This window comes from Amycolatopsis sp. NPDC005961 (assembly GCF_040629235.1).
Lineage (GTDB): Bacteria > Actinomycetota > Actinomycetes > Mycobacteriales > Pseudonocardiaceae > Amycolatopsis > Amycolatopsis camponoti.
In genome coordinates this window covers 26,450-53,031 of sequence record NZ_JBEXVF010000001.1, presented here as the reverse complement: position 1 = coordinate 53,031, position 26,582 = coordinate 26,450, and the positions used below count along the sequence as shown (strand labels likewise).

Annotated in this window: 25 protein-coding genes; 9 read left to right on the top strand and 16 right to left on the bottom strand. The window is 72.8% G+C overall.

Translation table 11 applies throughout. The features are described 5' to 3' along the window. Positions 1-28: 28 nt before the first annotated feature. The 3 genes from polA (at position 29) to ABZ342_RS00220 (ending at position 5,221) form a co-directional block, all read left to right on the top strand. Positions 29-2,770, top strand: a complete 2,742-nt coding sequence (polA, locus tag ABZ342_RS00230) for a DNA polymerase I (protein WP_360467936.1) — start codon at positions 29-31, stop codon at positions 2,768-2,770. A 97-nt stretch (positions 2,771-2,867) separates the two neighbouring features. Beyond that, the gene (locus ABZ342_RS00225; protein WP_155546130.1) at positions 2,868-3,401 is read left to right on the top strand and encodes an EF-hand domain-containing protein; all 534 of its coding nucleotides are present in this window, start codon (positions 2,868-2,870) and stop codon (positions 3,399-3,401) included. A gap of 209 nt (positions 3,402-3,610) precedes the next feature. Then, positions 3,611-5,221 carry a serine protease gene (locus ABZ342_RS00220; protein WP_360467935.1) on the top strand — a complete coding sequence of 537 codons (1,611 nt, stop codon included), beginning with the start codon at positions 3,611-3,613 and terminating at the stop codon, positions 5,219-5,221. 72 nt (positions 5,222-5,293) lie between these two features. On the opposite strand, the gene ABZ342_RS00215 is transcribed toward ABZ342_RS00220, so the two are convergent. From ABZ342_RS00215 to ABZ342_RS00190, 6 genes are all read right to left on the bottom strand, one after another. Beyond that, positions 5,294-5,866 carry a TetR/AcrR family transcriptional regulator gene (locus tag ABZ342_RS00215; protein ID WP_155546132.1) on the bottom strand — a complete coding sequence of 191 codons (573 nt, stop codon included), beginning with the start codon at positions 5,864-5,866 and terminating at the stop codon, positions 5,294-5,296. After that, complete coding sequence (locus ABZ342_RS00210; protein ID WP_360467934.1) at positions 5,863-7,758, bottom strand: YhgE/Pip domain-containing protein; 1,896 nt, start codon at positions 7,756-7,758, stop codon at positions 5,863-5,865. The genes ABZ342_RS00215 and ABZ342_RS00210 overlap by 4 nt, the downstream gene beginning before the upstream one ends. Continuing rightward, the gene (locus ABZ342_RS00205) at positions 7,755-8,444 is read right to left on the bottom strand and encodes an ABC transporter ATP-binding protein (RefSeq protein ID WP_360467933.1); all 690 of its coding nucleotides are present in this window, start codon (positions 8,442-8,444) and stop codon (positions 7,755-7,757) included. The genes ABZ342_RS00210 and ABZ342_RS00205 overlap by 4 nt, the downstream gene beginning before the upstream one ends. A gap of 168 nt (positions 8,445-8,612) precedes the next feature. Beyond that, positions 8,613-9,533, bottom strand: a complete 921-nt coding sequence (locus tag ABZ342_RS00200) for a GNAT family N-acetyltransferase (protein ID WP_360467932.1) — start codon at positions 9,531-9,533, stop codon at positions 8,613-8,615. Between the two features lie 23 nt (positions 9,534-9,556). Beyond that, positions 9,557-10,471: a GNAT family N-acetyltransferase gene (locus ABZ342_RS00195; protein WP_360467931.1), complete on the bottom strand. Its 915-nt coding sequence runs from the start codon at positions 10,469-10,471 to the stop codon at positions 9,557-9,559. Then, positions 10,468-11,319 carry a class I SAM-dependent methyltransferase gene (locus ABZ342_RS00190; RefSeq protein WP_360467930.1) on the bottom strand — a complete coding sequence of 284 codons (852 nt, stop codon included), beginning with the start codon at positions 11,317-11,319 and terminating at the stop codon, positions 10,468-10,470. The genes ABZ342_RS00195 and ABZ342_RS00190 overlap by 4 nt, the downstream gene beginning before the upstream one ends. 305 nt (positions 11,320-11,624) lie before the next feature. On the opposite strand from ABZ342_RS00190, the gene rpsA reads away from it, so the two are divergent. Next, positions 11,625-13,124: a 30S ribosomal protein S1 gene (rpsA, locus tag ABZ342_RS00185; RefSeq protein WP_155546138.1), complete on the top strand. Its 1,500-nt coding sequence runs from the start codon at positions 11,625-11,627 to the stop codon at positions 13,122-13,124. Positions 13,125-13,229: 105 nt separating this feature from the next. Here the strand turns inward: rpsA and ABZ342_RS00180 are convergent, their stop codons facing one another. Next, on the bottom strand, positions 13,230-13,844 hold the full coding sequence (locus ABZ342_RS00180) for a TetR/AcrR family transcriptional regulator (protein ID WP_155547402.1): 615 nt from the start codon (positions 13,842-13,844) through the stop codon (positions 13,230-13,232). 181 nt (positions 13,845-14,025) lie between these two features. Here ABZ342_RS00180 and ABZ342_RS00175 point away from each other — a divergent pair, with 181 nt between their 5' ends. Further along, on the top strand, positions 14,026-14,646 hold the full coding sequence (locus ABZ342_RS00175; protein ID WP_360467929.1) for an HD domain-containing protein: 621 nt from the start codon (positions 14,026-14,028) through the stop codon (positions 14,644-14,646). A gap of 5 nt (positions 14,647-14,651) precedes the next feature. Next, positions 14,652-15,098: an OsmC family protein gene (locus ABZ342_RS00170; protein WP_155546140.1), complete on the top strand. Its 447-nt coding sequence runs from the start codon at positions 14,652-14,654 to the stop codon at positions 15,096-15,098. Between the two features lie 21 nt (positions 15,099-15,119). On the opposite strand, the gene ABZ342_RS00165 is transcribed toward ABZ342_RS00170, so the two are convergent. Continuing rightward, entirely contained in the window at positions 15,120-15,374 is a 255-nt protein-coding gene (locus ABZ342_RS00165) for a hypothetical protein (RefSeq protein WP_360467928.1), read from the bottom strand. 149 nt (positions 15,375-15,523) lie between these two features. Beyond that, a complete protein-coding gene (locus tag ABZ342_RS00160) occupies positions 15,524-15,754 on the bottom strand; it encodes a hypothetical protein (RefSeq protein ID WP_360467927.1) in 231 nt (76 codons plus the stop codon). A gap of 141 nt (positions 15,755-15,895) precedes the next feature. Between ABZ342_RS00160 and coaE the strand changes: the two genes are divergently transcribed. Beyond that, positions 15,896-17,080 (top strand): dephospho-CoA kinase, encoded by a 1,185-nt coding sequence (coaE, locus tag ABZ342_RS00155; protein WP_360467926.1) that lies wholly within the window; start codon positions 15,896-15,898, stop codon positions 17,078-17,080. Here coaE and ABZ342_RS00150 read toward each other — a convergent pair. From ABZ342_RS00150 to ABZ342_RS00120, 7 genes are all read right to left on the bottom strand, one after another. Then, entirely contained in the window at positions 17,077-17,700 is a 624-nt protein-coding gene (locus tag ABZ342_RS00150) for a response regulator transcription factor (protein ID WP_155546144.1), read from the bottom strand. The two genes, coaE and ABZ342_RS00150, sit on opposite strands and share 4 nt — an antisense overlap. Continuing rightward, positions 17,697-18,968 carry a sensor histidine kinase gene (locus ABZ342_RS00145; RefSeq protein ID WP_360467925.1) on the bottom strand — a complete coding sequence of 424 codons (1,272 nt, stop codon included), beginning with the start codon at positions 18,966-18,968 and terminating at the stop codon, positions 17,697-17,699. Before ABZ342_RS00145 ends, ABZ342_RS00150 begins: the two co-directional genes overlap by 4 nt. Next, positions 18,965-20,473, bottom strand: a complete 1,509-nt coding sequence (locus ABZ342_RS00140; protein WP_360467924.1) for a glycosyltransferase family 39 protein — start codon at positions 20,471-20,473, stop codon at positions 18,965-18,967. Before ABZ342_RS00140 ends, ABZ342_RS00145 begins: the two co-directional genes overlap by 4 nt. A gap of 91 nt (positions 20,474-20,564) precedes the next feature. Continuing rightward, positions 20,565-22,061 carry a glycosyltransferase family 39 protein gene (locus tag ABZ342_RS00135; RefSeq protein WP_360467923.1) on the bottom strand — a complete coding sequence of 499 codons (1,497 nt, stop codon included), beginning with the start codon at positions 22,059-22,061 and terminating at the stop codon, positions 20,565-20,567. Continuing rightward, a complete protein-coding gene (locus ABZ342_RS00130) occupies positions 22,052-22,795 on the bottom strand; it encodes an ABC transporter permease (RefSeq protein ID WP_360467922.1) in 744 nt (247 codons plus the stop codon). The genes ABZ342_RS00135 and ABZ342_RS00130 overlap by 10 nt, the downstream gene beginning before the upstream one ends. Before the next feature lie 11 nt (positions 22,796-22,806). Further along, complete coding sequence (locus ABZ342_RS00125) at positions 22,807-23,712, bottom strand: ABC transporter ATP-binding protein (protein WP_360467921.1); 906 nt, start codon at positions 23,710-23,712, stop codon at positions 22,807-22,809. A gap of 117 nt (positions 23,713-23,829) precedes the next feature. Continuing rightward, a complete protein-coding gene (locus ABZ342_RS00120; RefSeq protein WP_155546148.1) occupies positions 23,830-24,348 on the bottom strand; it encodes a DUF402 domain-containing protein in 519 nt (172 codons plus the stop codon). A 99-nt stretch (positions 24,349-24,447) separates the two neighbouring features. Between ABZ342_RS00120 and ABZ342_RS00115 the strand changes: the two genes are divergently transcribed. Together ABZ342_RS00115 and ABZ342_RS00110 are read left to right on the top strand one after the other, a co-directional pair. Further along, positions 24,448-25,959 (top strand): DUF5685 family protein, encoded by a 1,512-nt coding sequence (locus tag ABZ342_RS00115; protein ID WP_360467920.1) that lies wholly within the window; start codon positions 24,448-24,450, stop codon positions 25,957-25,959. Positions 25,960-25,972: 13 nt separating this feature from the next. Next, positions 25,973-26,578 (top strand): carboxymuconolactone decarboxylase family protein, encoded by a 606-nt coding sequence (locus ABZ342_RS00110; RefSeq protein ID WP_360467919.1) that lies wholly within the window; start codon positions 25,973-25,975, stop codon positions 26,576-26,578. Positions 26,579-26,582 lie beyond the last annotated feature (4 nt).

Here is a 26,582-nt window from a genome sequence, read left to right as displayed (position 1 = left end):
GTCGGACCCTCAGCCTAGACTCGGCTCCGTGAGCCCGAGTGAGAAGACGACCGTTGCCAACGCCACAGGAACGACCACTGTCGCCGAGCGGCCGAAGCTGCTGCTGATCGACGGCCATTCGATGGCCTACCGGGCGTTCTTCGCCCTGCCCGCGGAAAACTTCAAGACCAAGACCGGGCAGGTCACGAACGCCGTCTTCGGGTTCACCTCGATGCTCATCAACCTCCTGCGCGACGAAGCGCCGACCCACCTCGCGGTGGCGTTCGACCTCTCGCGCAAGACCTTCCGCTCGGAGACCTTCGCGGACTACAAGGCGAACCGCAGCGCGACCCCGGACGAGTTCCGCGGCCAGGTGGACCTGGTCCGGGAGGTCCTCGACGTGCTCGGCATCCCGTCGCTGACGAAGGAGAACTTCGAAGCCGACGACATCATCGCCACGCTCACGACGCAGGCCGCGGCGGACGGCTTCGACGTCCTCATCTGCACCGGCGACCGCGACGCGCTGCAGCTGGTGACCGACCACGTCACCGTGCTGTACCCGAAGCGCGGCGTCTCGGAGATGACGCGGTTCACGCCGGACGCCGTCGAGGAGAAGTACGGCCTCACCCCGCAGCAGTACCCGGACTTCGCCGCGCTGCGCGGCGACCCCTCGGACAACCTGCCGAACATCCCCGGCGTCGGCGAGAAGACCGCGGCCAAGTGGATCAAGCAGTTCGGCTCGCTCGACGACCTGATCGACCGCGTCGACGAGGTCAAGGGCAAGGCCGGCGAGGCGTTGCGCGCGCACCTCAGCTCGGTCCAGCTGAACCGCCAGCTCACCGAGCTGATCCGCGACGTCGAGCTGGAGGTCGGCCCGTCCGGGCTGGAGCTGCGCCCGTGGGACCGCGAGGCCGTGCACGCGCTGTTCGACGAGCTGGAGTTCCGCGTCCTGCGCGACAGGCTGTTCGCGACGCTGCAGAGCGCCGAGCCGGAGGCCGACGAAGGCTTCGAGGTCTCGGGTTCCGCGCTCGCGCCGGGCGCGCTCGCGGCGTGGCTCGCGGCGCACGCGGGCGAGGGCGAGCCGGTGGCGCTGGCCTTCCGCACCGCGGGCGCGTCGGTCCGGTCGGACCTGCGCGCGATCGCTTTCGCGTCGGCCGACGGCGAAGGCGCGTACGTCGACGTGACGGCGATGGACCAGGCCGACGACGCCGCGCTCGCCGCGTGGCTCGCCGACCCGAAGGTCCGCAAGACCGGCCACGACCTCAAGGTCCCGCTGCACGCGATCCGCTCCCGCGGCTGGACGCTGGCCGGGCTCGCCATGGACACCGCGCTGGCCGCGTACCTCGTGCGGCCCGGGCAGCGCACGTTCGAGCTGGACGACCTCGCGCTGCGGTACCTGCACCGCGAGCTGCGCTCGGAGACCGACGGCGGCGACGGCCAGCTGTCGCTGCTCGACGGCGGCGCGGAAGGCCTCGAACAGAAGGAGATCGACGAGGAGCTGGTCAAGGCCCGCGCGATCTTCGAGCTGGCCGGCGCGCTCGAGAAGGAGCTGGACGAGATCGGCGGCGCCCGGCTGCTCGCCGAGCTGGAGCTGCCGCTGCTGGAGGTCATCACCGAGCTGGAGATCGCCGGCGTCGCCGTCGACCTGGAGCAGCTGACCACGCTCGAGGCGCACTACCTCTCGCGCGTCACGCAGGCGGCCGAAGAGGCGTACGCGGTGATCGGCAAGCAGATCAACCTCGGTTCGCCGAAGCAGCTGCAGGTCGTGCTGTTCGACGAGCTGGGCATGCCGAAGACCAAGCGCACCAAGACCGGCTACACCACCGACGCCGAGGCGTTGCAGGGCCTGTTCGAGAAGACCGAACACCCGTTCCTGCAGCACATGCTGGAGCACCGCGACGCGACGAAGCTGCGCACGACCGTCGAGGGGCTGATCAAGTCCGTCGCCGACGACGGCCGCATCCACACGACGCTGCTGCAGACCATCGCGGCCACCGGGCGGCTGTCCTCGACCGAGCCGAACCTGCAGAACATCCCGGTCCGCACCGAAGAAGGCCGCCGCATCCGCGACGCGTTCGTCGTCGGCGAGGGCTTCAGCGAGCTGATGACCGCGGACTACAGCCAGATCGAAATGCGGATCATGGCGCACCTGTCGAAGGACGAGGGCCTCATCGAGGCGTTCAACTCCGGCGAGGACCTGCACACGTTCGTCGCGTCCCGCGCGTTCTCGATGCCGCCGGAGGAGATCACCCCGGAGCTGCGCTACCGCGTCAAGGCGATGTCGTACGGCCTCGCGTACGGCTTGTCGGCGTACGGGCTCTCGCAGCAGCTGCGGATCTCGACCGAGGACGCCAAGTCCCAGATGGAGGCGTACTTCGACCGCTTCGGCGGGGTGCGCGACTACCTCCACTCGGTCGTCGGCGTCGCGGCGAAGAACGGGTACACCGAGACGGTCTTCGGCCGCCGCCGTTACCTGCCGGACCTCAACAGCGACAACCGCCAGCGCCGCGAGATGGCCGAGCGGATGGCGCTGAACGCCCCGATCCAGGGCAGCGCGGCCGACATCATCAAGGTCGCGATGCTCAACGTCCACCGCTCGCTGGTCGAGGCGAAGCTGAAGAGCCGGATCCTGCTGCAGGTGCACGACGAACTGGTGCTCGAGGTCGCCGAAGGTGAGCGCGAGGAGCTGGAGAAGCTCGTCCGCCACGGCATGGGCTCGGCCTACGACCTGGCCGTGCCCCTGGAGGTCTCGGTCGGCTACGGCCGGTCCTGGAACGAAGCCGCGCACTGATCTCACCGAGCGTCACGGCCCGGATCACCGGGTCGTGGCGCGGGTGTACTCGGGCGGACGTCGTCGGGTGGCGGTCGTCGCGGCGAAGCTGTCGTGCATGGCCAGTGACTTCCAGCGACGCAAGATCTCCGGCATTTTCGGCGCGATGGACGCCGACGACGACGGCTACCTGACCGAGTCCGACTTCCGGGCGCTCACGGCGAGGTGGCTCGACCTCCGCGGCACCGACGGCAGCACGCCCGAAGGGGAGAAGCTCGCCGCCATCATGATGGGCTGGTGGGCGACGCTGCGTGACGCGTCCGACCGCGACCGCGACGGCAAGGTCTCCCTCGACGAAGTCCTGAGCGTCGTCGACGAGCTGCCGAAGATGCCCGGCGCGGTCACCGGGACCGCCGACGCGATGTTCGAAGCGGTGGACGAAAACGGGGACGGCGCGATCTCGGCGGCGGAGTACCGCCGGATGATCGAGGCCTGGAGCGGCACCGGCGTCCCGACGGCCGAGGTGTTCGCCTTGCTGGACACCGACGGCGACGGCCGCCTCTCGCACGACGAGTTCACGGGCCACTGGTACGAGTTCTGGGCGGGCGACGACCCGGCGGCCCCGGGGAGCGCGGTCTTCGGCCGGGTCTGAGGCGCCGGGGCACTCTTCGGTGATCGTTCGGGCAGTCGCTCAACGGGCCATTGTCCCGCTGAGCGGTCTCCGAGCGTGCCCGTCCGCTCACTCGGACGCAGAAATCGTTGGCATTACTACGAACGGCTGACTCCGTTCGGGTGAGCCATTACCGCTGGGTAGGGAGGTCGGCGCCCGAGGCGCGACGATCACGGCGTAGGGTCCGCCGAATGGGGTTCGAGCGTGAGCGACGACGCTGGCGGGTCCGGCTGCACGACGAACTCGGCCGGGTGTGCGGTGCGGGCACGGTGCTGGACGAGTACCACGTCCTCACGAGCGCGCACGTCGTCGAAACCGCCGGGGGACCGCGGTCCGCGCTGAGCGTCGACTTCGTCGGCCTGGCCGAGGCGATGCCCGGCACGGCCACCGTCGTCGAAGGTTGCTGGGTGCCCTCCGACGGCGGCGGGCGCGGCGATCTCGCCGTGCTCCGCCTCGATCGTCCCGAATCCCGCGTCTTCCGCGCGCCGCTGCACCGCATGCCGATCGGCGAGCACCAGCTCGTGCGCGCCTTCGGTTTCCCGCCCGGCTCGGTCGGCCGCTGGACCCACGCCCGGCTCGGCGGTCCCGAGCACCCCGGCGGCCCCGGCGGCGAGTGGGTCCGGCTGTTCCGCACCGCCGAAGCCGAACCGCTCGGCCCCGGCTTCGGAGGCACGGCGGTGCTCGACGAGGCGACCGGCCACCTCGTCGGCGTGGTCGTCGGCAAGGACACCGGCACCTGGATGATCCCGGTCGAGACCATGCTCGGGCACCTGCCGCAGCTGAGCATCTGGACCTCGGGCAGCCCGGCCGTGGACGCCAGCTTTTCGCGGCCCGTCGGCGAAGCCGTCGACGTCTCCTTCGTGCAGCGCGTCGCCGACTGGTTCGCCAAGGCCGAGCCCGGCACCGTCTGGGTCGTCGACACCGGCGAGGCCGGGTCGCCCGTCGCCGCGGCCCTGCGGTTCGGGATCGTCCTCGCCGACCGCGAACGCTCCCTCGGTGTGTCCGGCCTGCCGCCCGCCCTGGGCCAGATGCCGCCGGCGGGCAGCGTCGACCTCGCCGTCGACGCCACCGGCCGCACCGCGGACGCCGTCCGCCACCGGATCGCCGACCGGCTCACGACCGGCGTCGCGGGCCGCACCCTCGTCATCGACGCGATCGACGACTCCGCCGAACCCGACCGGCTCGTCGGTGAGGTGCTGGCCCCGCTGGCCGGCCGCGCGGCCGAGCTCGGCATCCGCCTGCTGCTCGGGTTCCGGGAAGAGTCCTCGCCCGGCGTCGCGGCGGTCCAGGCGGGCACCCTCGGGGCCCGCCCGGCGCGGGACGACCTCGCGGGCCGTCTCGACGTATTGACGCAGTCCGTGGAGGAGCTCGCCGAGATCGAGGCGTACCAGCTGCGCGTGGCGACCCGGTTCACCGGCGTCGCGATGCTGCCGGCCCGCGCCCAGCGGCTGCGCGGCGCGCTGAAGCAGCTGCGCTCGGCCGAGGTCGACGGCGACGCGGAGTGGGTCGAGAAGCACATCGACGGCCACGAGCACGCGGTCGCCCCGGCGGTCGAGGACGGCCGCCGCCAGCGCGCGGTGCTCGACGGCCTGGTCGCCCGCCGCGAGGAACTGCGTGCGCGCTTGGCGGCGGACAACGAACTGACCCGCGAGCACGGCCTCGACGGCGACCCGGAGCTGGAGCAGGCGTACATGCCGGCGAAGAGACTGCTGATCGACGGCCCGTGCGAGCTGACGGCGGCGGCCACGGCGGTCGACACGTACGCGGCGGCGGTCCGGGCCCGCATCGAGGATCGCGGCTGACCGAGCCACGGCTTTCGCGCGCCGAAACTGTCGTAAAGTAGAGAACGGGGGGCGCCCCGCGAGCAGTGCTGTTCAGCGGCGACCCAAGCCACGGATCAGCACCATCACCGCTTCCCGCACCTCGGCCCGCGTTCGCTGCGGTCCGAACACCTGCCAGTCCAGCGCCACCACCAGCATCGTGCCGAACAGCCCGGCCGCCGCCGTCGGGATCTGCACTCCCTCCGGCAGCCGGCCGGCCGACTCCAGCCGCGACAGCTGGCCCTTCACGATCGAGATGATCTCCTCGCGCAGCAACGAAAGCGTGCCGTGCCACTGGCCCGGCGTCCGCCACAGCTCGCTCACCAGGATCTGCGAAAACCCCGGGTACTGGGCGATGAACTCCAAGGTCACGTCGACCTGCGCCTCGATCACGTCGAGCGGATCCGCGTCGGACACCGCGAGACGAAGCCGCTCGGCGAGCGTGTCCACCCCGTACCGCAGGAGCCCGTCGACCAGGCCGTCCTTCGACCCGAAGTTGTAGTAGACCGTGCCCTTCGCGACGCCCGCCTCGGCGGCGATGTCGTCCACCGTCAGGCCGACCAGGCCCCGGCTCTTCGAAAGCCGCAGCGTGGCCTCGAAGAGCTTCTGCTTCGTCCCGCCGCTCACAGGCTCAGCTCGGGCTTGAGCGCGGACACCGTCCAAACGCGACGTTTGCGCGCGGCCAGCGTGGACACGAGGATCCCGCCCACCAGGTAGGCCAGCAACACGCCGATGTCCCCCAGGATCTGCACAGTGGCGCCACTGTAGAACAGGTGGCGGAAGCCGTCGATCGCGTAGCCCATCGGCAGCACCACGTGCAGCGGGTACAGCGCGTCCGGGATGGTCTGCCACGGGAACGTCCCGCCCGCGCTGACCAGCTGCAGCACCAGCAGCACCAGCCCGAGGAACTTCCCGACCGCGCCGAAGAACGCGTTGAGCGCGTGCACCACCGACGTGAACGTCAGCGACACGAGCACGGCGAAGCCGATCGCGCCCAGCGGGTGCGCGATGTGGATGCCGACCAGCCACGTCACCGCGCCGAACAGCACCACCACCTGCGCGATGCCGAGCAACGCCGACGACAGCCAGCCGCCCACCGCGACCCGGAACGGGGCCGCGCCCGCGGTCAGCGCCCGGGTCGAAAGCGGCCGCAGGATCAGGAACAGCACGAACGCGCCGATCCAGGTGGCCAGCGAGATGAAGAACGGTGCGAGACCGGCGCCGTACGTCCCCGCCGACGCCTCGCCGTTGGCGTTCACCGCCACCGGGTCGGCGATGGTGTTGGCCGTCGCCGAGCGGGTCGGGTCGTCCGGGTTCGGGATCTCCTTGAGCCCGGCCGAAAGCCCGTCACGCAGCTTCACCGCGCCGTCCGCCAGCTGGTTGGTGCCGTTGACGGCGGTCTTCTCGCCGTCGCTGAGCTGGGACGCCCCGTCCTTCAGCTGGTTCGCGCCGTCGGACGCCTGCGCGATGCCGCTCGCCAGCTGCGGCGACGCCGCGGCGAGCTTGGCCGCGCCGTCGGACACCTGGCGGGCGCCGTCGGCCAGCTTCGCGAGGTCGCCGTTGGCCTGCTGGATCTTGCTGTTCGCCTGGTCGACGGGGGAGCGCAGCTGGTCGGCGTGCGCCAGGATCGCCTGCACCTGCGCCTCCGGGACGCCGGCGTCGCGCAGGTCGGTCTGCAGCTGGCTGCGGTAGGAGTCGAGCTTGCCCTGGATGTCGGACGACGCCGTCGCGGCGACCGAAGCCGCGTCGGCGACCTTCTGGTCCCCGGCTGCCACCTGCGAAGCACCGCTGGCGAGCTGCTGCGTCTGCGAAGGCAGGGAGGCGGTGCCGCTCTTGAGCGTGCCGAGGCCGGTCGCCAGCGTCGACGAGCCGTCCGCGAGCTTCGCCGCGCCGTCGGCCAGCTTCTGCTGACCCGACTTGAGCTGGGTGGCGCCGTCGGCGAGCTGGGCCGCGCCGGTCGAGGCTTCCTGGATCTTGGCGTAGATCGTGGAGAAGCCGACCAGGAACCGGTCCGCGGCCTCGCTGCCGACCTTCTCCGCGATCGTCTTGCGCACCTGCTCGGCGACCTGCTTCGCGATGGTGCCGGACAGGTAGTTGTTGGCGTCGTTGGTGGTCAGCGTGATCGTCGCCTGCTGCGGCTGGAAGTTGCCGACCGAGAGCAGCGCGGCGGAGAAGCCGCTGGGGATGCCGATCGCGAAGGAGTACTTGTCGTCGCGGACGCCGTCGCGCGCCTCCTGCTCGGACACCTCGTGCCACTGGAAGGTGCCGGACTTGGTCAGCTCGTCGGTCACCTCGCGGCCGACGTTGCGCTGCTGGCCGCTCGCGTCCTTCGCACCGGTGTCGCTGGTGAAGACGGCGGCGGGCAGCTTGTCGAGGCGGCCGTACGGGTCGTAGTTCGCGTAGAGGTAGAAGGACGCGTAGAGCAGCGGCACCAGCACGAGCGCGACCAGCGCGAGCTTGGGCATCGTGCCGGTGGAGAGGCGGCGCAGCTCGTTGCGCGCGATCCGGAAGGCGTTCATTCGGTGACCTCGTCAGTGCTCGCGGGGAGCTCTTCGGTGGGGGTGGGTTCGGGGGAGTGGTGCTGCGGCTCGGGCTGCTCGGCCGAGCCGAGGCGCGCGGGCGTGAAGGGGAGGGCGGACAGCGGGGTCGTCGCGGCGAGCACGACGACGGCGAAGCCGCGCTCGGCCTGCTCGCGCGCCAGCCCGGCCCAGCTTTCGACGTCGCTGGTGTGCCGGTCGGGGGTGTCGAGGACGAGCAGCCGGACGCCCTCGCGCTCGGCGGCCAGCTCGGTCAGCAGCCGCGTGCGCAGGACCGGGGCGAGGTTCTCGAACCGCGTGCCCGCGAACGGCGCCGCGTCGTGGCCGGCGAGCCAGCGGGCGACGTCTTCCTTGCCCGCCGGGCGGTGGGCCAGCGCCAGCTCCTCGCCGACGACGACGCGCAGGGGGAGGGCGTCGTCGGGCTCGCTGACGCCGGGGGCGTCGACGACCGCGACGAGCCCGGGCAGCGCGGTGTCGGTTCCCTCGGCGTGCACCGTGCCGGTGGTCGGCTTCAGCCGCCCGGCCAGCGCCAGGCCGAACGCGGTGACGCCGACGCCGGGTTCGCCGTGCACGATCGCCAGGTCGCCCTCGCCGACGGTCAGCGAGGTGGGCGGTAACAAGGGGCCGTGGTGTCCTTCGAGGGACACCCGATCGGCGCGGACCTGCACGGTTACTCCAGCGTCGGGAACTTTTTGAACTGACCGGTCAGTTCAAAAGCTAGCCCTCGCGGCGGGGTGCGGCAAGATCACCGGACGCACGTCACACTCGTGGGTGACTTTCGCAGCTCGCCGGTCGCGGTGCCCACTCGGCGGCCCCGGCCGGGGGAGGGGTGCCGCTCAGCGGAGCGCCGACGCCGGGCGCACCTCCCAGCTGGTCCACAGTGGACGGTAGCCCTGCCGGTGCCAGAACACCGAGGCGAGCGGGTTCGTCGGGTTGTAGTAGAGGTACGTCCTGCTCGCCCCGCCCCGGTCCAGCTCCCGGTGCACGTGGGCCATCAGCGCCCGGCCGAAGCCGCCGCCACGCTCGCCGGGCGCCGTCACCACGTTGTTCACGTAACCCCAGCGCCCCGGCGGGAGCAGCTCGGCCGCCTCGCTCCCCGGGGTCGCGTCGATCCACGCGCAGTGCGCGACGGCGCGGATCTCACCGTCTTCCTCGGCCAGCCACACCGCCGGTTCGTCCTCGGCCAGCGCGTCGCGCAACGCGGGGGCCAGCAGCTCGGCCGTGTTCGCCCGGCGGGGCGCGGCCACCAGGCCGGTGTAGTCGAACGTCGCCGCGGCCAGCTCCAGCGCCGCGGCGAAGTCGTCCGGCCGGGCGCGGCGGACGGCGACCGCCGGGGCCGCCCCGACCGGGGGCGCCGTGCGCACGCCGACCGCGGAGAGCGGGACGAGACCGTGGTCCAGGAAGGCGCGGATCGCCTCGGCGTCCCGGCTGGGCCAGAGGACGACGCACGACGAGTCGTCGCCGATCTCCTCCGCCTCCAGCACGCCCTTGAGCGCGCGGAGCAGGAGATCGACGCCCTCGGTGCCGGTGGCGCCGAAGTACGGAAAGAGCTGCCGGACGTCGGCGGCCGCCCACAGCATCGTGACGTCGCCGGGTGCCGAGCGGTGCCGCTGCAGCACCCCGGTGATCCGGGTGCCGTCCGCGGTCGCGACGTCCAGCCGCTGTCCCTCGGCCGGGGGCGCGGCGGGCGGCAGCAGCGCGTCGACCGCCGCGAAGCGCGCGCGGTGGGCGGCGAGCAGCGGCTCGGCGATGTCCATGGGTCCCCCTGGTGGTGCGTCGGTCAGGACCAGGCGGGGCGCCGGATCCACATCGTCCACAGTGGACGATAGCCCTGCCGGTGCCAGAACACCGGCGAGAGCGGGTTCGCCGGGTGGTAGAAGAGGAACGTACCGCGCAGCTCCGGCCGGAGCAGCTCGCGATGGGCCACCGCCATCAGCGCCCGGCCGACGCCCCCGCCCCGCGCGCCGGGCGCGACCGACAGCGTGTCGACGTATCCCCAGCGGCCCGGCCGCAGCCGGCCGTGGATGCCGTCGCCCGGCGCGGGCGCGGCCAGCGCGCACGAAGCCAGGCCGACCGGCACGCCGTCGTCCTCCGCCAGCCAGACCAGGCCGCTGAAGCGCAGCGCGCGGACGACCTCCGCGCGCAGCAGCGCCCGCGCGCCGGGGCGCGGCACCGCGGTGCCGACCAGCGACGTGTAGCGCCATTCCGCCACGCGCAGGTCGGTCAGGGCCTCGACGTCGCCGTCGCCCGCGCGGCGGACGGTGACCCGCGACGGCCCCTCGTCCGCGGGCGGCTCCGGGGGCCGCACGGCCAGGCACGTCATCGGCGCGAAGCCGTGCGCCAGCAGGACCGCCGACGCCTCGGCGTCACGGCTCGGCCAGGCCAGCGTGCAGCCGGAGTCCGGCTCGGGCCGCGTGCCGCGCATCCGGTCGCGCCACGCCGCCAGCAGCGCGGCCAGGCCCGCCGCGCCGCTGTCGCCCGGTACCGCGGTCAGGTCCCAGATCTCCAGCGGGCCCCACAGCGCGGGCCACGCCCCCGGCGCGTGCACCACGTGCGTCAGCAGGCCGCCCGCCCGGCGCCCGCCGGTGGTCACCACGAGCGGCTCGCTCGCCGCCGACGGCGGGGCGGCGATCGGCGGCAGCAGCGGGTCGAGCGCGGCGAACCGGGCGTTCTGCTCCTTTTCCAGGGGGTTCACGAGCGGTGCGTGCGGAAGATCGCGGTGCCCGGGAAGAGCCGGCCGCGCAAGGGGCTCCACTGGCCCCATACCCGCGTGTGCCCCGCCGGCCACTCGGGCTCGACGAGGTCGGTCAGGGTGAACCCGGCCGAGGCCAGCGCGCGCACGTAGTCGCCGAGGGTGTGGTGGTACTCGACGTAGGTCGCGGTGCCGTCGTCGTCGACCTCCACGTACGGCGTGCGGTCGAAGTAGGGCTGGGTCACGGTGAGCCCCTGCGGGCCGGGGTCGTCCGGGAAGATCCACCGCATCGGGTGGGTCACCGAGAACACCCACGGCGCGCCCGGCCGCAGCACCCGGTGCACCTCGGCGAAGACGGCGTCCACCGAGGCGACGAACGGGATCGCGCCGAAGGCCGAGCAGGCCGCGTCGAAGCTGCCGGACGCCAGCGGCAGGTACTCGGCGTTCGCCTGCACGAGCGGGACGCCGGCGCCGGTGCGCTCGTTGCCCTCGCGGGCGTGGCGGAGCATGCCGGCGGACAGGTCGGTCGCGACGGCGCGGGCGCCCTGGGCCGCCAGCCAGCGCGAGCACGCGGCCTGCCCGCAGCCGACCTCCAGCACGCGCTTGCCGCGGACGTCGCCGAGTAGCCGCGCATCGGCTTCCCGCACACCCTCCGGGCACCAGACGAAGTCGGCGTCGCCGAGGAACCCGCCGTGCTCGGCCTGGTAGTCGTCGGCGTCGGCGTCCCACCAGGCGAGGTTCGCGGCCGCGGCTTCGGGGCCCCCGACCTCGCGGTAGGCGACGGCCGTGGTGCCCAGCCGGTGCTCGGCCGCTTCGTGGCGCCCCGGCGCGGGCGGCTCCTCCGGTGGCATGATGGTGGTCTCCGGTCCTGCGTCCTGGTGCCTGCGATTTGCTTCCGCGAGGACCTTAGCGACCGAGGGGGACCCTGATTGTGCCGCCTAGCGGCCGCCGCGTAGGATAAGTGTTAGCGCAGTGGGTTCGCGCTGCCTTCCGCTCAGCTTTTCCTGGTCGGGCTCGGGGTCGCGCACCGTTATGCGGGTCATGCCGCGGTCGTTCACTGGTGGACGTTTGCTCGCAGGGTCGTCGCATGCTCACAACAGCCCATCGCGCCGACAACTGCCAACCCTCGATCCCATCCACCGGAGCAACCCGCCTAATGACCATCGACACCGCCACCGCCCCGACCGCCCCGAACGCGGCCCCGCAGGTCGCCATCAACGACATCGGGTCGGAGGAAGATTTCCTCGCGGCTATCGACAAGACGATCAAGTACTTCAACGATGGCGACATCGTCGAGGGCACCATCGTCAAGGTCGATCGCGACGAAGTCCTGCTCGACATCGGCTACAAGACCGAGGGCGTCATCCCCTCGCGTGAGCTGTCCATCAAGCACGATGTCGACCCGGCTGAGGTTGTCACCGTCGGCGATGAGGTCGAAGCCCTGGTTCTCCAGAAGGAGGACAAGGAAGGCCGTCTGATCCTGTCCAAGAAGCGCGCGCAGTACGAGCGCGCCTGGGGCACGATCGAGGAGCTCAAGGAGAAGGACGAGCCCGTCAAGGGCACCGTCATCGAGGTCGTCAAGGGCGGCCTCATCCTGGACATCGGCCTGCGCGGCTTCCTCCCCGCGTCCCTGGTCGAGATGCGCCGCGTCCGCGACCTGCAGCCGTACGTCGGCCGCGAGCTCGAGGCGAAGATCATCGAGCTGGACAAGAACCGCAACAACGTGGTCCTGTCCCGCCGCGCCTACCTCGAGCAGACCCAGTCCGAGGTGCGCAGCGAGTTCCTCAACGCGCTCGCCAAGGGCCAGGTCCGCAAGGGCGTCGTGTCGTCCATCGTCAACTTCGGTGCCTTCGTGGACCTGGGTGGCGTCGACGGCCTGGTGCACGTTTCCGAGCTGTCCTGGAAGCACATCGACCACCCGTCCGAGGTCGTCGAGGTCGGCCAGGAGGTCACGGTCGAGGTCCTGGACGTCGACATGGACCGCGAGCGCGTCTCGCTGTCGCTGAAGGCGACCCAGGAAGACCCGTGGCGCCAGTTCGCCCGCACCCACGCGATCGGCCAGATCGTGCCGGGCAAGGTCACCAAGCTGGTCCCGTTCGGTGCGTTCGTGCGCGTCGAAGAGGGCATCGAGGGCCTGGTCCACATCTCGGAGCTGGCCGAGCGCCACGTCGAGATCCCGGAGCAGGTCGTCCAGGTCAACGGCGACGTCATGGTCAAGGTCATCGACATCGACCTCGAGCGCCGTCGCATCTCGCTGTCGCTGAAGCAGGCGAACGAGGGTGTCACGCCGGACACCGAGTTCGACCCGGCCCAGTACGGCATGGCCGCCGAGTACGACACCGAGGGGAACTACATCTACCCCGAGGGCTTCGACCCGGACACCCAGGAGTGGCAGGAAGGCTTCGACAAGCAGCGTGAGGAGTGGGAGCGCCAGTACGCCGAGGCGCACACTCGTTACGAGGCCCACATGAAGCAGGTCGTGAAGGCCGTCGAGGCCGACGCGGAAGCCGCCGCTGACGCGGCGACCGGCGTCGAGGGTGGCTCGGAGAGCTACACCTCGGGCTCGACCTCGACCGACACGAAGAGCAGCGGCGGCACCCTCGCCTCCGACGAGCAGCTCGCGGCGCTCCGCGAGAAGCTCTCCGGCGGTGCGTGAGCACTAGCGCTCTGAGCTGACAGCGAACCCCCGGTCCCGAGTGGACCGGGGGTTCGCTGCGTTCCGGGGGTCTCGCGGTGGTTCGGCCGCTGACTCCGGCCCGCCTCAGCGGTTCCGCAGGCCCAGCCCGGTCATCATCGCCACCACTCCGCGGCGGTACATGCGCTCGTTCGCCTCGTCCGTCGGCGGGATGAACCAGTCCGGCAACGGCGTCCGCGAAGCCAGCATCAGCTCCGCCCCGACCAGGCCGTGCATCGCCGTCCACAGCTGGTACGCCGTCTCGCGGGCGTCCGCTCCCGGTGGGCACACCCGCTGGACCCGGGCGATGAACAGGGTGAACGTCGTCCGCAGCACCGCCGAGCGCAGCGCCGGATCGGGGTCGAACCCCGGGACCGGGCGCTCGAACATCAGCGCGTACCGAACCGGGCTCTCCCGGGCGAACAGCCGGTACTCGACCGCCAGGTGCAGCAGGTCCGCGACCCCGTCGGGGCCGGCGGGCGGCAGGCCCTCCAGCAGCTCCCGCAGCGAGTCGAACGTGCGCTCGTACAGCGCGTCGAGCAGGCCCGTGCGGCCGCCGAACCGCGCGTACACCGAGATCGTCGACGCGCCGGCCGCCTCGGCCACCCCGCGGACCGTCAGCCCGGTGACGCCGCGGTCGAACAGCACCGCCAGCGCCGCGTCCAGGAAGCGCTCGCGGTTGCCCTGCTCGGCGGGGCGCATCGACAGGTGCCTGGTGGCCACGGCGCACCCCCTTCGCGCACAACGACGTCCGGGTGACCCACTCGCAGCAAAAGATACGATATCCGGCGCGTCTTGGGAATGTGCCCGATGTCCGGATGTGCGGGATTCCCGTCCGGTGGACGCATGTCCGAGCACCGCGCGGGCGGGCATCGTCGGCGTCATGACCATCGACGTCCCCGACACCGCCCTCGCCCGCGAAGCCGCCGAGTACGTCCGCGACACCGCGGGCCCGCTCCTCTACGACCACTCCGCCCGCGTCTACCTGTTCGGCGCGCTCCAGGGCCGCCGCCGCGGCCTCGGCTTCGACGCCGAGCTGCTCTACGTGGCGGCCCTGTTCCACGACCTCGGGCTCGTCGCGGGCCACCGCACCGACCGGCGCTTCGAGCTCGACGGCGCGGACGAGGCCCGGCAGTTCCTGCTCGGCCACGGCGTCGACGCCGAACGCGCCCGGGTCGCCTGGACGGCGATCGCGCTGCACACCACCCCGGGCATCCCCGAGCACATGGAACCCGAGGTCGCGCTGGTGACGGCCGGGGTCGAGTACGACGTCCTGGGCATCGGGTACCACGACCTCCCCGCCGACGCCCGGGCCGCGGTCGTGGCCGCGCACCCGCGGCCGGACTTCAAGCGCCGCATCCTCGCGGCCTTCACCGACGGCATCCGTGACCGGCCCGACACGGCGTTCGGGAACGTCAAAGCCGATGTGCTGGCCCGGTTCGTGCCAGGCTTCGTGCGCACGGACTTCGTCACCACGATCTTGGACTCACCCTGGGAGGACTGACACCGATGGAGCACCCCGAGCCCGGCACGGTCGTCGTCACCGCGACCGGCGACGGCACCTACACGCAGCAGGTCACGACGGCGACCCACGAGCTGCTCGTCGACGAACCGGTCGCGGTCGGGGGCGCCGACGCCGGTCCGAACCCGTACGAGCTGCTGCTCGCGTCCCTGGGTTCGTGCACGGCGATCACGCTGCGGCTGTACGCGGACCGCAAGGGCATCCCGCTGACCCGGGCGACGATCCGGCTCCGGCACGACCGCATCCACGCCGAGGACTGCGCCAAGTGCGAGACCGAGCGCGGGATGCTGAGCCGGATCACCCGCGAGATCGAGCTCGAGGGCGAACTGGACGACGACCAGCGCGCGAAGCTCATGCTGATCGCCGACAAGTGCCCGGTGCACCGGACGCTGTCCGCGGAGATCGCGATCGAGACGCGCGAGACCGGTCGCTGAGGTTGAGCGGGGCTTCGGCCGTCAGGCCGCGGCGGCGTGGACGGTGGCCGGGCGGATGGCCGCCGTGCCCACCGCGGGGACCCAGATGCGCTCGAGTGCCGCGGCGCGGGCCTTGCGGCGGAGGCCGGCGAAGCTGTGCTTGGCCGGTACGAGCAGGGCGCTGAGCCAGGTCCGGCGGTAGTCCGCCAACGCCTCGGCCACGGTGCGGTGGAGAAGGCAGTGCACCAGCCCCGGCGTGCCGAGCCGGTGCTTCCCGGCGTGCTTGCTGTCCGCCATCGTTCCTCCGTGTGGGCGACCCTGTCGCGCGCACGGTACGCAGCCGGGCCCGTGAAGGTGAGGAAGCAACGCGGCGTGTCCGGATATCGGTTGAGTCACGCGTCACGATCGCCTTGCGGGTCACCCGTTCGTATGCCCTCGCTCCGCCGTCAGGCGGGCGGGCCGCTGACCTCGCTGTTCGTGCACGTCGTGGGGAATGGGATCCAGGCGCTCTTCACCGCGTACAGCGGGCCCGACGGCTGGGCCCGCACCCGGTAGACGCCGGACAGGCAGTGAACCGGCTCGGCCGGGGCGGCCACCGTGAACGCGGGCGCCCCCACGGCGAGGCCGCCCACCCCCAGCAGCACGACCGCCGCCCGGCTGATCCTCGTCATCTTCATGGTCCCTCCCTTGACCAGGCGGGTGGTAACCCGCTGCCGGTCCGATCGGAAAACGATTACCCGTGTTACGGGGCAGGCCGGTGCGTCACACGAATGGGCGCACCGCCCAGCGGGCCGTCCGGCCTGACTAGGGTGATCGGCATGTTGCGTGTGGGGCTGACGGGTGGGATCGGGGCCGGCAAGTCGACCGTGGCGAACCGGCTCGCGGAGCACGGTGCCGTCTTGATCGACTCCGACCGGATCGCCCGCGAGGTGGTCGAACCCGGAACCGAAGGGCTCGCCCGGCTCGCCGAGGAGTTCGGGCCGGAGATCCTGGCCGCCGACGGGTCGCTCGACCGGCCCGCGCTCGCCGCGAAGGCGTTCGCCGACGACGAGTCGCGGCACCGGCTGAACGCGATCGTGCACCCGCTGGTCGGCGCCCGCACCGGCGAGCTGATGGCCGCCGCCGCGCCGGACGCGGTCATCGTCCACGACATCCCGCTGCTGGTCGAAAACGGCCTCGCGACGGCGTACCACCTGGTCGTGGTCGTCGACGCGCCGGTCGAGGTGCGGGTCCGCCGGCTGGTGACGGCGCGGGGCATGGCCGAGGAGGACGCGCGGGCCCGGATCCGGGCGCAGGCGAGCGATGAGCAGCGTCGCGCCGTCGCCGACGTCTGGCTGGACAACGGCGGTGCCGAGGACGCGGTGCTCGCCGACGTCGACGCGTTGTGGGCCGACCGGCTCGTGCCGTTCGAGGCGAACGTCCGGCTCCGGCGGCCGCGGCCGCCGGTGTCCCCGAAGATCGCCGAGTACGACCTGACCTGGCCGGTGCAGGCCGAGCGGGTGCTCGCCCGGGTCCGCGCCACGGCGGGGGAGCTGGCCCGCCGCGCCGACCACATCGGCTCCACCGCCGTTCCGGGCCTGCCGGCCAAGGACGTCCTCGACCTCCAGCTCACGGTGCCGACGGTGGACGACGCCGACACGCTCCGGGAGCTCCTGTCCGACGCCGGGTTCCCGCGCATGGAGGGCGACTGGGTCGACGACGCCCAGGACGGCACCGGAACGTGGCCCAAGCGCCTGCACGTCGGCGCCGACCCGAAACGCCCGGTGAACCTGCACGTCCGGTCCGAGGAGACGCCCGCGTGGCGGCTCGCGCTGCTGTTCCGCGACTACCTGCGCGCGAACCCGGAGGAGCGCGACGACTACCGCGACGTCAAGCTGCGGCTGGCCGGCGAGCATGCCGAGGACGGCAACGTCGCGGCCTACGCGGACGAGAAGCAGGAATGGGTCAACGGGGTGTTCGCCCGCGCGGAGAAGTGGGCCGCGACCACCGGCTGGACGCCCTAGGACCCCAGCAGCCCGCGTTCGAACGCGACCGCGACGGCCGCCGCGCGGTCCTTGACGCCGAGCTTCGCGTAGACGTGGATCAGGTGCGTCTTGACCGTCGCTTCGCTGATGAAGAGCTTCTTCGCCGCTTCCTTGTTGGTCGAGCCGCGGGCGACCAGGGTGAGCACCTCGAGTTCGCGCTGGGACAGGGCGGTCGGCACCGGCGCGCGCATCCGGCCCAGCAGCCGGCTGGCCACCGCGGGGGAGAGCACCGCCTCGCCGCGGGCGGCGGCTTCGACGGCGCGGAAGAGGTCTTCGCGCGGGGCGTCCTTGAGCAGGTAGCCCGTCGCGCCGGCCTCGACGGCGGGCAGGACGTCGGAGTCGGTGTCGTAGGTCGTGAGCACCAGGACCCGCGCCGGATTGCCCAGCCTGGCCAGCTCGGTGATCGCGGCGACGCCGTCGGTGCCCGGCATCCGCAGGTCCATCAGCACGACGTCGGGGCGCAGCCGCTCGGCCAGCGCGACGGCTTCGGCGCCGTTCGCCGCCTCGCCGACGACTTCGAAGCCGCGGCCGGTGAAGATGCCGCGAAGCCCGTCGCGGACGACCGGGTGGTCGTCGGCGATGAGCACGGTGATCGTCATGCGGAGGCCTCCGGCGGGGACGGGACGGCGGGCAGGACGGCCGAGATCGCGGTACCGCCGCCGGGCTCGGACTCGACGTGGAGCGTACCGGCGAGCCGCTGGACCCGGCGCCGCATCCCGGGCAGCCCGAAACCCGGACCGGGGCCGGGGGTGAACCCGGCGCCGTCGTCGCGGACGTCGAGGGTCACCTCGTCGTCCATGTAGGACAGGGTGAGGCCGACGCGGCCCGCCGCGGCGTGCTTGTCCACATTGGACAGCGCTTCCTGCGTGACCCGCAGGATGGTCGACTCGATCTCGGGGTGCAGCGGACGCGGGTCGCCGGTGGCCGTGACCGCGGCGGGCACGCCGGTCCGCTCGCTCCAGCGCGCCGCGATGCCGGCGAGCGCCTCGGGCAGCGACGCGGTCTCGAGGGCTTCCGGGTGCAGCGCGCGCACCGAACGCCGGGCGGCGGTGAGGTTCTCGCGCGCGAGCGCGTTCGCGGAGTCCAGGTGCCGCTGCCACTCCGCGGGCTCGTCCTTGGCCAGCGCGGCGGCTTCGAGCTGCGTGATGATGCCGGTGAAGCCCTGCGCCAGGGTGTCGTGGATCTCCTGCGCCAGCCGCTGCCGCTCGTCGAGGATCCCGGCTTCCCGGGCCTGGCTGAGCAGTTGCCGTTGCAGCCCTTCGTTTTCCGCGTGCGCCGCGGCGAGGTCGTCGAGCATGCGCCGGCGTTCCTCGTTCTGCCGGGCGATGGCCGTCGAGAGCAGGCCGCCGCCCCCGATGGCCGCGGTCTGCACGACGATGATCGTGATCCAGATGGCCGGCCGCTCGCGCAGGGCGTGCACGGGACCGCCGTTGCCGAGGGTGTTGATCAGCAGCGAGGTCACCGCCAGCGCGGCGAACGCGAGCCACGTGGGCCGCAGCCGCATGGCGGCCAGGAACGTGAAGATCATGAAGATGAGGAACGTGATGTCCCGGACTTCGAGGACGCTGCCCAGCCCGGCGATGCCGAGGAACGTCAGCAGGGCGAAGGCCGGCTGTTCGCGCAGCCGCGGCGGCGCGAGGACCACCGTGCCGAGCACCCAGAGCACGGCCGCGGCGACCCAGGCGCCGGTGACCGCCCACCAGCGGGCGTCGTGGCCGCCGACGCCCAGGGTGACCGCGGTCGCGACGGCGAGCAGCACGCCGGGCAGGATCCGTTCGGCCCGGAACAGCCACGGCTGCCAGCCATCCGGGGTCCGCGCCGACTCCGGCGGCCACATCGGCCGGCTCCAGTCGACATCGAGGCTCACGCTCTCATGTCCTTCGACCGGGGCCAGATCACGTCCCAGCTCGCGGTCCGGCCGGTGAGCTGCCAGACCGGCATGTGCTCGCTCGCGTTGGCGACGCCGAGCCGGTTGCCGACCTGCCCGGCGATGCGCGTGCTGCCGAAGTACTTCGCGAGCTTCGACGGGTCGTAGCCGACGAAGAGCACCGTGTCGGCGTTGTCGGCGGGCCGGCCGAAGTACCAGAAGCCGCGGCTGGGGCTGTACGCCTCGGGCAGGCCGCGTTCGGGCCCGTAGCGGCCGAGCGCGCCCGCCTGCCAGTAGCCGCCGGTGACGATCGCCGTGCCCGGCGGGGCGGTCCGGTACAGCGCGGCGACGTCGTCGGCGAGGTCCGGCCAGCCGATCTCTTCGGCCGCGTAGGCGGGCCGCGGCGCGGCCGGGTGGTCGGCCAGCCAGTGCACCGGCCAGAGCGGCAGCGTGAACGGCAGGCTGAACAGCGCCGACAGCACGAACATCGGCCAGGTCGGCACCCATCGCCACCAGCGGGACGGCTCGCGAGCTTCAAAGTGCACGGCGGCCGCGGCCCACAGCACGCCGAACATGCCGGCGGCGTAGTAGTACCGCCCGTTGGCGACCAGGAAGACCGCGACGACACCCAGCGCCGTCCAGCCGAGGAACCGGTACGGCCGCAGCTGCTCGCTCCCCAGCAGCACGGCGACGCCGTAGAGGACGCCGAGCGCGCCGATCACCCAGCCGGCGCCGGCCAGGAGGTTCGGGACGAAGCTCTCGCGCCCGCCCGCCGCGTCGACCTCGGCGCCGACCGCGTCGCCCATACCGAGCTGCGGCCAGCCGTTCGCGCGCTGCCACAGCAGCGTCGGCACCAGCGAAACGGCGGCGATCACCGCTCCCAGCCACAGCTTCGGGCGGCGAAGCAGCTCTCGCGGCCCGAACACGAGCACCGCGAGCCCGGCCACCACCCAGAACGCGCCGATGAGCAGCTTTCCGTTCAGCGCCACGGCCGTCACGACCCCGAGCCACACGAGGAGCGCGTCGGCCCGGGTGCGGACCCAGCGGACCAGCAGCCACAGCACGAGCGTCCACAGCAGCGGGTCGATCGTCGACGTCGCCAGGTAGTGGCCGCTGCCGACGAACTGCCCGCAGATCGCGTACGCCGCCGCCGCGCGTGCCTGCGCCTTGCGCTGCCCGCCGAGCTCGCGGGCGATCAGGGCGGTGACGACCACGCCCGCGGCGGTCGCGGCGATCGCCGGCAGCCGGAACACGACCAGGTTCCCGGGCGCGAGGGAATCCATCGCCCAGGCCAGGAACGGGACGAGCGGCGGCTGGTCGGCGTAGCCCCACGCGAGGTGCTTGCCGGCGGCGAGGAAGTACAGCTCGTCCCCGAAGTAGCCGTAGCGGCCGGCCGTCAGCAGGAGCGCGAGGGCGGTGCCCGCCGCGAGCAGGGCGACCGGCAGCCGGGCGAACGGCGCGAGGGCGGCTTTCGCCTGGTCGGGGGCCGTGGATACGGCGTCCATCATGCTCCTGTCGTCGTCCGGCCCGGTCCCTTCCGCACCCTACGGGGGCCCACCCGGCGCCACCGCGCGGAAGGTGACGCCGGGCACACGCTCACGGGTGGGTGTTGACCAGCTCCGGCCACAGCGCGGACCACGGCCCGGTCCGGCCGGTCGCCAGCCATAGCGGCACGCCGTCGAAGTAGCTCGGCTTCGCGGCACCGGTGTCCACCTTGCCGATCGGCCGCACGCCGGCGAAGTGCCCGAGCAGCGGCCGCGGGTCCGCGCCCACGAACAGGACGTCGGTCGCCGTCTCGGGCGGCACTTCCAGGGTCGCATACCCGCGGTTGCCGCTGGCCGGCTCGGGCAGGCCGAGACCGGGGCCGTAGCGGGCGAGCGCACTGGCCTCCCAGTACGTCTCGGTCACCACCGCCGTGTGCTCCGGGCCGGGCAGCCGGGCGAACGCGCCTGCCACCGAGTTCGTCCCTTCCAGCCAGCCGATCTCCGCGAAAGCGAGCGCCGGCGCCGGCAGCGCCGGGTGTTCGGTCAGCCACGCCCGCGGCCAGACCGGCAGCGAGACGGGCAGGACGAGCACCGCCGCGAGCACGTAGCACGGCCAGGTCGCGACCCACCGCCACCAGCGGGCCGGCTCCCGGCGTTCGAGCGCGACCGCGGCCATCGCCCAGCAGAGCGGGTACATCCCGGCGAGGTAGTAGAACCGGCCGTTCACCGTCAGGAACACGACGGTCAGCAGCAGCGTCGTCCAGCCGAGGAAGCGCAGCTCACGGCTGCGCAGGAGCCGGTACAGGCCGTAGCAGAGCAGGACGGCACCCACCGGGAGCCCGGCGGTGAGCAGCGCCGTCGGCAGGAACAGCAGCCGTCCGCCCCCGCCGTCGGCGACCTCCCGCGAGATCGCCGCACCCATGCCCAGCTGGGGCCAGCCGTGCGTGGCCTGCCAGACCAGCGTCGGGACCAGCGCCGCCACCGCGATCGCGGCGCCGAGCCACAACGCCGGGCGCCGCAGCAGTTCGCGGGGACCGCGGACCAGGAGCGCGACCCCGGCGGCGAGCCAGAACCCGCCGATGAGGAACTTCGCGTAGAGCGCGACCGCCGTCACCACGCCGGCCAGGACCAGCAGGCCGTCGGCCCGGGTGCGCAGCCACCGGACGAGCAGCCACAGCAGCAGCGTCCACAGGAACGGGTCCACTGTGGACGTCGCGAGGTAGTGCCCGCCCGCCAGCAGGTTCGTCGAGACGGCGAAGGTCGCGGCGGCGAGCGTCTGCGCCTTGGCGCCGCCGCCCAGCTCGCGGGCGATGAGCGCGGTGAGCACGACCCCGCCGAGCGTCACCAGCATCGCGGGGATCCGCAGGACGAACGGCGAATGCCCGACCTCGTCCATGATCCTGGCCAGCAGGGGAAGCAGCGGTGGCTGGTCGACGTACCCCCAGGCCAGGTGCCGTCCGGCGGCGAGGAAGTACAGCTCGTCGCCGAAGTAGCCGTAGCGGTTCGCCGTCAGCAGCAACGGGATCGCCATCAGCGTCGTGACGACCGCCACCGGGACGACGGCGACCGGTCGGATCCGGGCCGGGGCGGGCGCGAGCGTCACTCCCACCGGAACACCCGCACCGCGATGGTGGTGCAGACGACGGCGAAAGCCGCCATCGCGCCGAGCTGCAACAGCTCCGGGGCGTCGCCGGCCCAGGTGGCGCGCAGCGCGTTGAGCGTCGCTCCGAGCGGCAGGACGTCGGCGACGTGCTGCAGGAAGACCGGCAGCTGCTCCTTCGGCACCCAGACCCCGCCCAGCGCCAGCATCGGGAAGAACAGCGCGCTGCCGATGCCGCTCGCCGCGCGACCGGTCGGTGCCAGGGCCGCGACCAGGAGCCCGACGGAGAACAGTGCGAGCGCGCCGAGGACGATCGAGAGCAGGAAGCCGCCCGGGTTGCCCGGCAACGGGATGCCGAGCACGAGCCGGCCGACGCCCGCGACGAGCAGGACCACGACGACCGCGGCCGCCAGGTTCACCAGCAGCTGCGCGATGAGCAGCCGGCTCGGCGGCACCGGGCTCGCGGAAAGCCTTTTGAGCAGGCCCTTTTCACGGTAGGTGGCCATCGTGTTCGGGAACAGCGTCAAGGCCAGCATGGCCAGCAGGATCGTGACGGCCATCGGCGCGATCACCGTGGCCAGTGCGCTGTGCCCGCCGTACTTCGGATCGGGCTCGTTCGCGCCGGGCAGGAGCCCGAACACGAGCAGCAGGGCGAGCGGGATGCCGACGACGATGGCCGGGGCACCCGGGTCGCGCAGGAACACCTTGGCCTCGGCGGCGGTCAGCTTGGTCAGGACGGACACGGTTTCCCCCTTCATTCCGGCCGGTGGCCGGTGAGCGCGACGAAGGCGTCGTCGAGGCCGGCCTGCTCGACGCGCAGGTCCCCGGCGATCACGCCGAGCCGGGCCAGCAGCGCCGTCACCGCGTGGAGCACGTTCCCGGTGCCGCTGACCACGAGGCGGTCGCCCTGGCGCTCGGCCTTCCGGACCTCCGGCAGCGCCTCGAGCGCGGCGGGGTCCAGTGGAGCCGACGGCCGGAACCGCACGACCTGCTCGTCGGCCACCCGCGCCACCAGCCCGGCCGGCGTGTCGACGGCGACGACGCGCCCGGCGTCGATGACCGCGATCCGGTCGCAGAGGCGCTCGGCTTCGGCCATGAAGTGCGTGACCAGCAGGATCGTGACGCCCTGGGCCCGCACGGTTTCGATGAGGTCCCAGGTGTCGCGGCGGGCCTGCGGGTCGAGGCCGGTGGTCAGCTCGTCGAGCACCGCCAGCTCCGGGCTCCCGATCAGCGCGAGGGCGATGGACAGCCGCTGCTGCTGACCGCCGGAGAGCTTCTTGTACGCCTTGTCGCGGTGCTCGGTGAGCCCGAGCGTGTCGAGCAGCGTGTCCGGGTCCGCCGGGGTGCGGTAGAAGGCGGCGTAGAGGTCGAGCAGCTCGCCGACCCGCAGCTTGTCCTGCAGCCGCCCCTCCTGGAGCTGCACGCCGACGCGCTGGCGCAGCTCGGCCCGGTCCCGGTGCGGGTCGCGACCCAGCACCGAAAGCCGGCCGCCGTCGGGCGTCCGGAGGCCCTCCAGGCACTCGACGGTCGTGGTCTTGCCCGCGCCGTTCGGGCCCAGGATCCCGAAGATCTCGCCGCGCTCGACCGTGAACGACACGTCGTCGACCGCGACCTTGTCCCCGTACCGCTTGTGGAGGTGTTCGACCTCGATGACCGGCATGGCGCCGACCCCCTTCTCGATCCGTTGTCGCTGGATCGAGAATCCCGCGCCGGCCCGGTCCGGCACGTCGTCGGAACGGTCCGCGTCGCATCCGTCATCCGGTGGATGCGACGGCCCCTAGGGGTGCCGGCGCCAGGTCAGCGTGATGTCCTTCGTGGACAGCCAGGCGGCGAGGTCGTAGCCGTGCGCGGCCAGCCCCTCCACCGCCGCGTAGGTGGTTTCGAGGGCGTACTGCGCGTCTTCGGCGGTGACGAGACCGGCGGCGTGGGCTTCGAGGAGCTCGTCGGTGTCGATCACCCGCAGCGACAGCTTGTCCTTGAGGACGATGTCGACGTAGAGGTCGGTCGCGACCCAGCGCGGGCCGTCGCGGCGGACGCGGACGACGTCGAGGTAGAAGTCCTGGTCGCGTTCGTGGCCGGGGGTGAACCAGAAGTCGGTGAACCGCAGCCCGAGCCCGGGCACCAGCCACGACTCGAGGTAGTGGAACTGGGCGCGGCCGGGCGCGGGGCGGGCGAGGTACAGGCCGAACGGCTCCTCGCGGTACTCGTCGACCTCGCGGACGATGCCCTTCGGGTCGATGTTCGCGCGCGCGGCGGGGTCGAAGACCTCGACCTTCGGCGGGTGCAGTGCGGCCATGGCGCTCATCCTGCCCGGCGGGTCACGAATCGAGCAGACGCGACGCGCGCGCCACACGTTCGGGCTAAGGTGCGCCGACTGTGAGTGAGGGGACTGGGGATGTTCGGGATCATCAGGCCGTGCCGCCATCGGCTGTCCGAAGGCCTGCACGCGGACTGGCTGGCCCACCTGTGCGGCCTGTGTCTCACGCTGCGTGACGAGCACGGGCAGCTCGCCCGCGTCGTCACGAACTACGACGGGCTGATCATCTCCGCGCTGGTCGAGGCACAGGCACCGCGAGGTGAGCTGCGCCGCGACGCCGGGCCGTGCCCGCTGCGGGGCATGCGGGCGGCGTCGGTGGCACGCGGGGAGGGCGCCCAGCTCGCGGCGGCGGTGTCCCTGGTGCTGGCGGCGGCGAAGGTGGACGACCACGTCGAGGACCGCGACGGCGCTTTCGGCCGGCGTCCGGTGGCGCTGGCCGCGCGGCGGGGCGCGGCCCGGTGGGCGTCGCAGGGCAGCAGCACCGGTGGCCGGGTGGGGTTCGACACTTCGGTGGTGGTGGAGGCGGTCTCGCGGCAGGGTTCGCTGGAGCGGTCTCTCGGGGTGGGGGATTCGGCGCTCGCCGCGACCGAGCCCGCCGAGCTGGCCACCTCCGCGGCTTTCGCGCGGACGGCGGAGCTGGCCGGGCGCCCGGGGAACGTGGCCCCGCTGGCGGAGGCGGGCCGGCTGTTCGGCCGGGTGGCGCACTTGCTGGACGCGGTCGAGGACCACGCGGCGGACGCGGCGGCGGGAGCGTGGAACCCGTTGCGGGCCACGGGAACTTCCCTGGACGAGGCGCGCCGGTTGTGCGACGACGCGGTGCTCGGGGTGGAACTGGCGTTGCGCGAAGCCGAGTTCGCGAAGCCGGGGCTGGTGCACGCACTGCTGGTCCACGAGCTGCGGCAAGCGGTCCGGCGCGCCTTCGGACACGGTTCGGCGCACGGCCACAGCCACAGTCACGGCCTGGCTTCCGGTGCCGGTCCGGCGACCGGGAGTACCTCGGATGTCGAGTTCGGGCAGCAGCCGCCGCCCGGCTGGATCGGGCCGGGGCCCACTCCACCTCAGCACCCGCAGCAGCCTCCGCCGGGCTGGATCGGCCGGGGGCCGACGCCCCAGCAGTACCCGCACCAGCCGCCGGGCGGTCCGGGGTCCGGTGTGCCGCAGGGCTTTCCGCCGCCCGGCGCACCCGGCCCGGGCGGACCTGGTGGCCGCGGACCCGGCGGCCCTGGCGGCCCAGGAGGTCCTGGTGGCCCGGGCGGCCCAGGAGGTCCTGGTGGCCCGGGCGGCCCTGGAGGTCCCGGTGGTCCAGGCGGCCCCGATGGACCCGACGGACCCGGCGATTCCCACGGCCCGGAGCCGCTCGACGGCAAAGGCGGCGGCCTCTGGTACCCGAAGTTCGCCGTCCCGGCGAAGAAGCGCAACTTCCTCCTCGGCTGCGCACTCACTCCCTACATGTGCTGCACCTGCCAATTCTGCTGCCGCGATCCCTATCCTGGGCCGTGGAGCGGGAAACCGCACACGACCGGCGGCTGCGACTGCGGCGGCTGTGACTGCGACTGTGGTTGCTGCGACTGCTGTGACTGCAGTTGCTGAAGGGGGCAGCGAGATGACGATGGACGACCTGCACGACCGGGGCCGCGAGACCTTCGCCGGGCTCGTCGACGGCGGCGCGGAGCGGCTCGACGCGTTGTTCGCCACCGTCCCGGCGCTGGGCGAGCTGGCGGTCGGCACCGTCTACGGCCACCTGCACGAACGCCCGGCCCTGGACGCCCGGACGCGGGAGGCGGCCACCCTGGCGGCGATCGTCGCGGCGGGCATGGTCGGGCCGCCGCTGAGCGTCCACCTCCGCACCGGCCTCGCCTCGGGGCTTTCGCCGGCCGAGATCTGCGAAGTCGTCGTCCAGACGGCCGCCTTCGCGGGCTTCCCGCGTGCGGTTTCGGCCGCCGACCAGCTGAACCGCCTCTTCGAAGGCCACGGCCTGCCGATCCCGCCTCCGCCGTCGCCGCGTGAGGTCGTGCTGACGTACCTCGCGGAGCCCGAAGCCGAGGTCGCCGAGGTGCTCGGGGAGCTCCCGCGCACCGAGGTCCAGGCGACCGGACCCGACCGGGTGCTCGTGTCGTGCTTCGGGGACGCCCCCGTGCCCGGTGCCGTCCTGCACTGCGTCGTGACCGGCGGCGAAGTCACGTCCGTCACGGTGTTCCGACCCTCCTGACCAG

Bases quoted from the DNA above. Each gene is read 5' to 3' on its own strand.
- ABZ342_RS00165 (WP_360467928.1), bottom strand. From the start codon at position 15,374: ATGGCGGACAGCAAGCACGCCGGGAAGCACCGGCTCGGCACGCCGGGG.
- ABZ342_RS00225 (WP_155546130.1), top strand. From the start codon at position 2,868: ATGGCCAGTGACTTCCAGCGACGCAAGATCTCCGGCATTTTCGGCGCG.
- coaE (WP_360467926.1), top strand. From the start codon at position 15,896: ATGTTGCGTGTGGGGCTGACGGGTGGGATCGGGGCCGGCAAGTCGACC.
- ABZ342_RS00200 (WP_360467932.1), bottom strand. From the start codon at position 9,533: ATGGACATCGCCGAGCCGCTGCTCGCCGCCCACCGCGCGCGCTTCGCG.
- ABZ342_RS00110 (WP_360467919.1), top strand. From the start codon at position 25,973: ATGACGATGGACGACCTGCACGACCGGGGCCGCGAGACCTTCGCCGGG.
- ABZ342_RS00125 (WP_360467921.1), bottom strand. From the start codon at position 23,712: ATGCCGGTCATCGAGGTCGAACACCTCCACAAGCGGTACGGGGACAAG.
- ABZ342_RS00160 (WP_360467927.1), bottom strand. From the start codon at position 15,754: ATGAAGATGACGAGGATCAGCCGGGCGGCGGTCGTGCTGCTGGGGGTG.
- ABZ342_RS00220 (WP_360467935.1), top strand. From the start codon at position 3,611: ATGGGGTTCGAGCGTGAGCGACGACGCTGGCGGGTCCGGCTGCACGAC.
- ABZ342_RS00190 (WP_360467930.1), bottom strand. From the start codon at position 11,319: ATGCCACCGGAGGAGCCGCCCGCGCCGGGGCGCCACGAAGCGGCCGAG.
- ABZ342_RS00140 (WP_360467924.1), bottom strand. From the start codon at position 20,473: ATGGACGCCGTATCCACGGCCCCCGACCAGGCGAAAGCCGCCCTCGCG.
- ABZ342_RS00180 (WP_155547402.1), bottom strand. From the start codon at position 13,844: ATGCGCCCCGCCGAGCAGGGCAACCGCGAGCGCTTCCTGGACGCGGCG.
- rpsA (WP_155546138.1), top strand. From the start codon at position 11,625: ATGACCATCGACACCGCCACCGCCCCGACCGCCCCGAACGCGGCCCCG.
- ABZ342_RS00170 (WP_155546140.1), top strand. From the start codon at position 14,652: ATGGAGCACCCCGAGCCCGGCACGGTCGTCGTCACCGCGACCGGCGAC.
- ABZ342_RS00210 (WP_360467934.1), bottom strand. From the start codon at position 7,758: ATGAACGCCTTCCGGATCGCGCGCAACGAGCTGCGCCGCCTCTCCACC.
- ABZ342_RS00115 (WP_360467920.1), top strand. From the start codon at position 24,448: ATGTTCGGGATCATCAGGCCGTGCCGCCATCGGCTGTCCGAAGGCCTG.
- ABZ342_RS00175 (WP_360467929.1), top strand. From the start codon at position 14,026: ATGACCATCGACGTCCCCGACACCGCCCTCGCCCGCGAAGCCGCCGAG.
- ABZ342_RS00120 (WP_155546148.1), bottom strand. From the start codon at position 24,348: ATGGCCGCACTGCACCCGCCGAAGGTCGAGGTCTTCGACCCCGCCGCG.
- ABZ342_RS00150 (WP_155546144.1), bottom strand. From the start codon at position 17,700: ATGACGATCACCGTGCTCATCGCCGACGACCACCCGGTCGTCCGCGAC.